At 64.1% G+C, this 5,920-nt stretch carries 6 protein-coding genes and 1 pseudogene; 4 read left to right on the plus strand and 3 right to left on the minus strand.

Features of this window, described 5'->3' with window-relative positions:
• Nucleotides 1–776 (plus strand): zinc-binding dehydrogenase (locus tag ACLP9N_RS38545; protein WP_442412314.1); only part of this gene is annotated, 776 nt, incomplete at its 5' end.
• 341 nt (nucleotides 777–1,117) lie between these two features.
• On the opposite strand, the gene ACLP9N_RS38550 is transcribed toward ACLP9N_RS38545, so the two are convergent.
• The 3 genes from ACLP9N_RS38550 to ACLP9N_RS38560 all read right to left on the minus strand — a co-directional run bounded on the left by ACLP9N_RS38550 (nucleotide 1,118) and on the right by ACLP9N_RS38560 (nucleotide 4,501).
• Nucleotides 1,118–2,632, minus strand: a complete 1,515-nt coding sequence (locus ACLP9N_RS38550; protein WP_442412315.1) for an aldehyde dehydrogenase family protein — start codon at nucleotides 2,630–2,632, stop codon at nucleotides 1,118–1,120.
• Nucleotides 2,629–4,212 carry a GMC family oxidoreductase gene (locus ACLP9N_RS38555; protein WP_442412316.1) on the minus strand — a complete coding sequence of 528 codons (1,584 nt, stop codon included), beginning with the start codon at nucleotides 4,210–4,212 and terminating at the stop codon, nucleotides 2,629–2,631. Before ACLP9N_RS38555 ends, ACLP9N_RS38550 begins: the two co-directional genes overlap by 4 nt.
• Nucleotides 4,213–4,294: 82 nt before the next feature.
• Nucleotides 4,295–4,501 (minus strand): hypothetical protein, encoded by a 207-nt coding sequence (locus ACLP9N_RS38560; protein ID WP_442412317.1) that lies wholly within the window; start codon nucleotides 4,499–4,501, stop codon nucleotides 4,295–4,297.
• Between the two features lie 803 nt (nucleotides 4,502–5,304).
• On the opposite strand from ACLP9N_RS38560, the gene ACLP9N_RS38565 reads away from it, so the two are divergent.
• The 3 genes and pseudogenes from ACLP9N_RS38565 to ACLP9N_RS38575 all read left to right on the plus strand — a co-directional run.
• Nucleotides 5,305–5,538 carry a hypothetical protein gene (locus ACLP9N_RS38565; protein ID WP_442412318.1) on the plus strand — a complete coding sequence of 78 codons (234 nt, stop codon included), beginning with the start codon at nucleotides 5,305–5,307 and terminating at the stop codon, nucleotides 5,536–5,538.
• Nucleotides 5,539–5,618: 80 nt separating this feature from the next.
• The gene (locus ACLP9N_RS38570; RefSeq protein WP_442412319.1) at nucleotides 5,619–5,756 is read left to right on the plus strand and encodes a hypothetical protein; all 138 of its coding nucleotides are present in this window, start codon (nucleotides 5,619–5,621) and stop codon (nucleotides 5,754–5,756) included.
• Nucleotides 5,752–5,920, plus strand: a pseudogene (locus ACLP9N_RS38575) (alpha/beta hydrolase); the annotation flags it as partial. The gene ACLP9N_RS38570 and the pseudogene ACLP9N_RS38575, both read left to right, overlap by 5 nt.

A 5,920-nucleotide genomic window follows, 5' to 3' on the forward strand; every position in this document is an offset into this window, starting at 1 on the left:
CAAAGGAGATGACGACGGATGGCACCAGGCGCCGCCACCTCGGAGACGAGGACCTAATGGCGATGACGCAATTGGGCACGTTCGCCGAGTACGCCGTATTGGCCGAAGAGTCGGTGATCAAGATCGACGAATCGATTCCGTTTGAAGCGGCATCCCTGGTGTCGTGCGGGGTGACGACCGGTTGGGGTTCCGGCACCGTGGGCGTCGGAACGCAACCGGGCGACACCGTGGTCGTGATTGGCACCGGTGGAGTGGGAGTCAACGCCGTGCAGGGTGCCCGCGCCGCAGGTGCCAACTCCGTAATCGCGGTGGATCCCGTTGAGTTTAAACGTGATACCGCCAAGTTCTTCGGCGCGACGGATACCAGTCCGTCGGTGTGGGAGGCCATCCCTCTTGTACGGGAGCTGACCCGAGGTGTGATGGCGGACCGCGTGGTGCTGACACCTAGCGTGCTCACGGCTGACCTCGTAACCCCGGCGCTGATGTTGACGCGCAAGGGCGGTACCTGCTTGATGACGGCTGTCCCGCGGGTATCCGAGACTTCGGTTCCGCTGTTTCTCGTCGACGTAATCCAGTCGTGCAAGCAACTCAAGGGCCTGTTGTACGGCGGGATGAACCCGCGCGCGAGCATGCCGATGCTGTTGTCGATGTACCAGAACGGCAACCTCAAACTCGACGAGCTGATCAGTCGTCGCTACCGGTTGGATCAGATCAACGAGGCAATCACGGATATGCGCGAAGGCCGAAACATCCGCGGCGTCATCGACTTCGATTAGGATCTTTGTAACCCGGCCGGTTTGGCGTGTCGACCCACAGGTCCAACGCCAGATCGGCGCCCGGCACGGAGCGTATACCGACAGATCGGCGACGCCCGATTGCAGCGGCACGCCGATGTCTCCGTTGGCACGCACTAGCGACTGCTGTTGAGCTGTTCTTAGTCGGTGCGGCGGTGCCGGCGATCGAGGCCGCGGATGTCTCGCACCCACTAGACGTGGATGCGCCGTGACGAGAAGGCTATCGGCCTTGTTAGCTACGCTGCCTCAAGCCCACGAGGGCCATGACATCGGCAGTCGGTTCGGCGCGACCCTAACCCCCACCCCGGGTTGATCGCGCAACCCTACTTCAGCGTCTTCTTGAAACCATGCAGGACCGTCATCATCAGCGCGACCTTGCCGTCGGTCTTGGCGTCGCGCGCAAATGATGTCAGCTGCATGATCGGCTTCAACCTCTGCCGGGTGATCGCCTTGGCGAAGGTGAACTCCTTCAGACCATCGGGGCCGTGGATGCGACCGAAGCCAGACTCGCCCACACCGCCGAACGGTAGTGCCGGCACACCGGCGAAGGCCATCACCGAGTTGACCGATGTCATTCCCGAACGCACCCGACGGGCGATGTCGACACCGTTCTTCTTGGCGAACACCGCCCCGGCGAGTCCGTACTTCGTGGCGTTAGTGAGTTTGATGGCTTCATCCATGCTCTCGACGGGGTTGATCGCCAGCGTGGGCCCGAAGGTCTCGTCGGTGATCTCGGTGGAGTCCTCAGGCACATGGATGAGGATCGTCGGTTGTACGAAGCGCTCGCCGACTGCATCCGCACCGCCGAGTACGGCGCTGGCGCCTTTGGCAATGGCGTCGTCGATGTGGCTTTTGATGATGCCGAGCTGTGACGGCATCGTGATCGGGCCGATCTTGCCGTCGGGGCCGGCGTGCAGATCGTTGGCCTGACTGGCGATCTCGTTGACGAAGGAGTCGAAGACCTTCTCGTGCACGTAGACCCGCTCGGTGCCGATGCACGTCTGGCCGGCGTTGGACATACCACCCCAGAGCGCGGCCTCGGCGGCCTTGGTCAGGTCGGCGTCCTCGTCGACGATCAGCGAGTCCTTGCCGCCGGCCTCGATCAGCACAGGCGTGAGGTTTTCCGCGCACGCGGCCATGACCTTCTTGCCGGTCGCGCCGGAGCCGGTGAACGCGAGCTTGTGGACGGCCGAGGTGCACAGCGCGTTGCCGGTCTCGCCGAAACCGGTGACGACCTGGAACACCGGACGACCGCCAACAACCTCGGTGAACTTGTCGGCGAGCCATTGCCCGACCCCGGGGGTGTATTCGCTGGGCTTGAACACCACGGCATTACCGGCAGCAAGCGCGTACGCGATGGAGCCGCACGGCGTGAACACCGGGTAGTTCCACGGACCGATCACACCGATGACGCCGAGCGGCTGGTACTCGACGGTCGAGGCCTGGTTGGCCATTAGCAGACCCGACTTGACCTTGTGGCTGCCGAGCATCTTCTTGGCGTGCTTGGCGGCCCAGGCGATGTGTTCGATGGCGAGCACGATCTCGAGCTGCGCGTCACCGGTGGGCTTGCCGGTCTCCAGATGCGCCAACTCCGAGAGCTGGGCGATGCGACGGGTGATGACGCTGAGCCAGGTGAGCAGGTATTCGGCGCGCTCGCCGAACGACAGCGCGCTCCACCAGGCGGCACCTGCGCGGGCGCGCTCCATCGCGGCGTCCACGTCTGCCTTGCTGCAGATGGGGTGCACTCCGACGACATCGCCGTTGGCGGGGTTGAGCGACTCGAAGGTTGCGCCGGACGAGGCTGCCCCGGGCGCTGGTGTTTCGATCGTGGCGGTCATCGGGACTCCTTCATCAGGTCGGCGCATTTCTCGCCGACGTTAATGGTGGGCGCATTGGTGTTGCCGCGAGGGATGCGGGGCATGACCGAGGCGTCGGCGACCCGCAGGCCCTCAACGCCATGAACTTTGAGCTCGGGGTCGACGACGCTGCCCTCGACCGTGCCCATCGCGCAAGTACCGACCGGGTGATAGATAGTCTGCCCGCGGCGGGCGATCGCCGACAGGATGTCGTCGGTGGTGGGGTTGCTCGATGCGGGATCCCACGGCTCGGCAATGTATTTCGCCATCGGCCCCTGGCCGACCACGTCATACACCGTGCGATATCCGGCGATCATGGCGTCGAGGTCGGCGCCGTCGTCGAAGTAACCCGCATCGATCTCCGGGTGCCACGTCGGGTCAGCCGAGCGCAGCTTGACGAAGCCCCTACTCTCGACGCGTACCAGTGTCGACCCGACGGTGAACCCACGCCGTACCGGCTCGTGCAGACTGTGGTCGTAGAAACCGGCCGGCGCCATGTGGAACTGCAGGTCGGGCGCCTCCATATCGGAACGGGACTTGAAGAAGCCACCGGCCTCGGCGCAGTTGGAGGTGAGCGGTCCGCGACCGGCCTTCTGGGCCTTAACCACGTTGCCCAGCGACAGGAACTCGTAAAGGTCGGTGGTGTCCTTGGTGTAGAACAGTGCCCACGAGACCGGGTGGTCCTGCAGGTTCTGGCCGACGCCCGCAAGGTCGACCTTGACGTCGATGCCGTGTTCGCGCAGGTGGCCCCTGGGGCCGATGCCCGAGAGCATCAGCAGCTGCGGGCTGGCGACCGTGCCCGCGGACAGCACGATCTCGGCGTTGGCCCGGGCCATCTGGGTGACGCCACCGCGCCGATAGGTCACTCCCGTTGCGCGGGTGCCTTCCATATTGATCTTCAGCACGAATGCTTCGGTGCGCACGGTGAAGTTGGATCGCATGCTGGCCGGATGGATGTAGGCGTCGGCAACCGACCACCGGCGGCCCTTCTTGCAGGTGACCTGATAGAGGCCCGCACCCTCCTGTTCGGCACCGTTGAAATCATCGTTGCGCTTGAACCCCGCGGTGACGGCGGACTCCACGAACGCGTGGCTCAGCTCGTGGGTGTACCGGCGGTCCTCGACGTGCACCGGACCATCGGTGCCGTGGTAGGGGTCACTCAGCCGGGTGTTGCCCTCGGCCTTCTTGAAGTACGGAAGCACGTCGTCGTAGCCCCAGCCGGTCGCGCCATAGGCATCGCGCCACTCGTCATAGTCGGCCCGGTTGCCGCGGATGTAGACCATCGCGTTCATCGACGAGCAGCCGCCGAGAGCCTTCATACGGGGCCAGTCGGCCCGGCGGCCACCGAGATATTTCTGCGGGGACGTCCGGTAGCCCCAATCCCACTTGGTCTTGAAAAGTGTGGACCATCCGACGGGCAGATGGATCATGTCATCGTCGTCCTCGGGCCCGGCTTCGAGCAGCAGCACCGATACGCTCGGATCCTCGCTCAGTCGCGCGGCGACGACTCCGCCTGCGCTGCCCGATCCGATGACGATGTAGTCGAAACTTTCCTCGGCCATGACTCGCCTTTCAGCGCAGGCGCGAATCGCACTGCTCTCCAGAATCTTCACCCCACACGGCGCGGACGCAAAGAGTAGGCGACTACGCGATTCCCTTCGCTGCACGACCCCATCGGCTCTCGAGTTCGAGCCAGAAGATCCTCCGACCGGCGGGTTCTCCATCTCTAGTCCAATCGACCGCCTGGACCTCGGCCAGTCGCTCGGCTTCTTCACGGATCCGCTGGCGTTCGATCGCTGCCAGCCGCTCGGCGTCCCGGCGCGCGTCCTCGCGATCGGCGTGTCGCTCCATTTCGATGGATTAGAAGCGGCACGGCGCCCTCAACCCGTCTCTTGAGGGCGTTGGAGTCCGCCCATGACTCGAGGAGATGCGCCGATCGGTTCGTGCCGAGCACCCGTATGGCGATGCCCAACTGCTCCACGGGTTGCGGTTGTGGACGCGTCCGGGTCTCGCCGTAACCCGTTGGCGGAGGCGCGGTCCAGAACTTCTGGTTCGAACCACCGTCGACGCTGGTCAGAGTGGAGCCGATGACGGGAATCGAACCCGCGTATTCAGCTTGGGAAGCTATTTCCAGCGCCGAACGGATATTCGAAAGTGTCTGGTCAGGGCGCCGTCAGCGAATTCAAATACCAACTGCACCTGCGTCTTCGGTTCGTTGGGCACACGCTCACGGTTCGGTGCCGGTGCGGCTGTGGTTCGGTGGCGTTCGGGGTACGCACGGGGTACTCCGCGCCAGTTCGGCCGGGCGGCAACCCTAACCCCTACCCCCGGCATTGGCGGCCGGTGCCCCTCGCGGACAGTTTTTGCAAGGTCTATCGCATACGTACCGCAACCGTACTGACAGCGACCTTTCTCTAGGTAACGTTTGCCTGGTCGCCGACTTGCTGGCTAGGGACTCATAATCCGTTGGTCGCGGCTTCGAGCCCCGCCCGCCCCACTAAGTAAGGCCTGGTCAGAGATGGTACGGCCAAACCAGGCCGCCTGCTAGGGGCCGCTCACCCCGGCGGTTGGGCGCACCAAGCATGTAGGCCACGGCGCTAGCAAACTGGCGCACTCGTCTCGGTAGCGTCTCGAGCAGCCCCTCCACGGCCGCTATGTCCGTACAACACCCACTGCGCCACATCTATGCGAGTTTGTGTGTCGCGGTCGTGATCAGGCCTATCGATCATCGCGGAGTTAACGGGCCACGCCAACGTGCGACGACGCTGGACCTGTACGTGCACCTATTCCCCGACGACGACACGATCGACGACATGGCCGCGCTCGGCGCACTGGGTTCGGCGGCAGCGCCAAAAAACAATGTGATCGGGCTAGGCGCAACATCGTGAGGCGGCGATACATTTAGGGGGTGTCCCGAGACAAGCCTCTGGGTTTCGCGCTGAGAACCGATGGTTCAACGTCGGCGCGCATGCAACGCCAACGTAGGCGGGATACTGGCGTAGAGCTTGCCTTGGGGTCGCGGCTGCATGCATCTGGTCTTCGATATCGAGTCCATGAACGACCATTGCCGAATCTGAGGCGCGTCGGCTCCGGGCTGGCCCGGTGACGCACCGACAGTCGCTGAGACCCGCGCCAACCCCGACGCCATGAACGATGTCGGCATCGAGCAGATGGTCGACCACTACGCCCGGCTCATCGGTTCACCCGCAACCAAACCAATTGTTATCGGTCATTCTTTCGGCGGCCTCATCGCCCAGGAATCACTCGCCG

Source organism: Mycobacterium sp. (genome assembly GCF_052144515.1).
Classification (GTDB): Bacteria; Actinomycetota; Actinomycetes; order Mycobacteriales; family Mycobacteriaceae; genus Mycobacterium.

What these genes read in the sequence shown, in the direction of transcription:
- ACLP9N_RS38550 (WP_442412315.1), bottom strand. Translation starts at nt 2,632, where the DNA reads ATGACCGCCACGATCGAAACACCAGCGCCCGGGGCAGCCTCGTCCGGC.
- ACLP9N_RS38555 (WP_442412316.1), bottom strand. Translation starts at nt 4,212, where the DNA reads ATGGCCGAGGAAAGTTTCGACTACATCGTCATCGGATCGGGCAGCGCA.
- ACLP9N_RS38560 (WP_442412317.1), bottom strand. Translation starts at nt 4,501, where the DNA reads ATGGAGCGACACGCCGATCGCGAGGACGCGCGCCGGGACGCCGAGCGG.
- ACLP9N_RS38565 (WP_442412318.1), top strand. Translation starts at nt 5,305, where the DNA reads ATGTCCGTACAACACCCACTGCGCCACATCTATGCGAGTTTGTGTGTC.
- ACLP9N_RS38570 (WP_442412319.1), top strand. Translation starts at nt 5,619, where the DNA reads ATGCAACGCCAACGTAGGCGGGATACTGGCGTAGAGCTTGCCTTGGGG.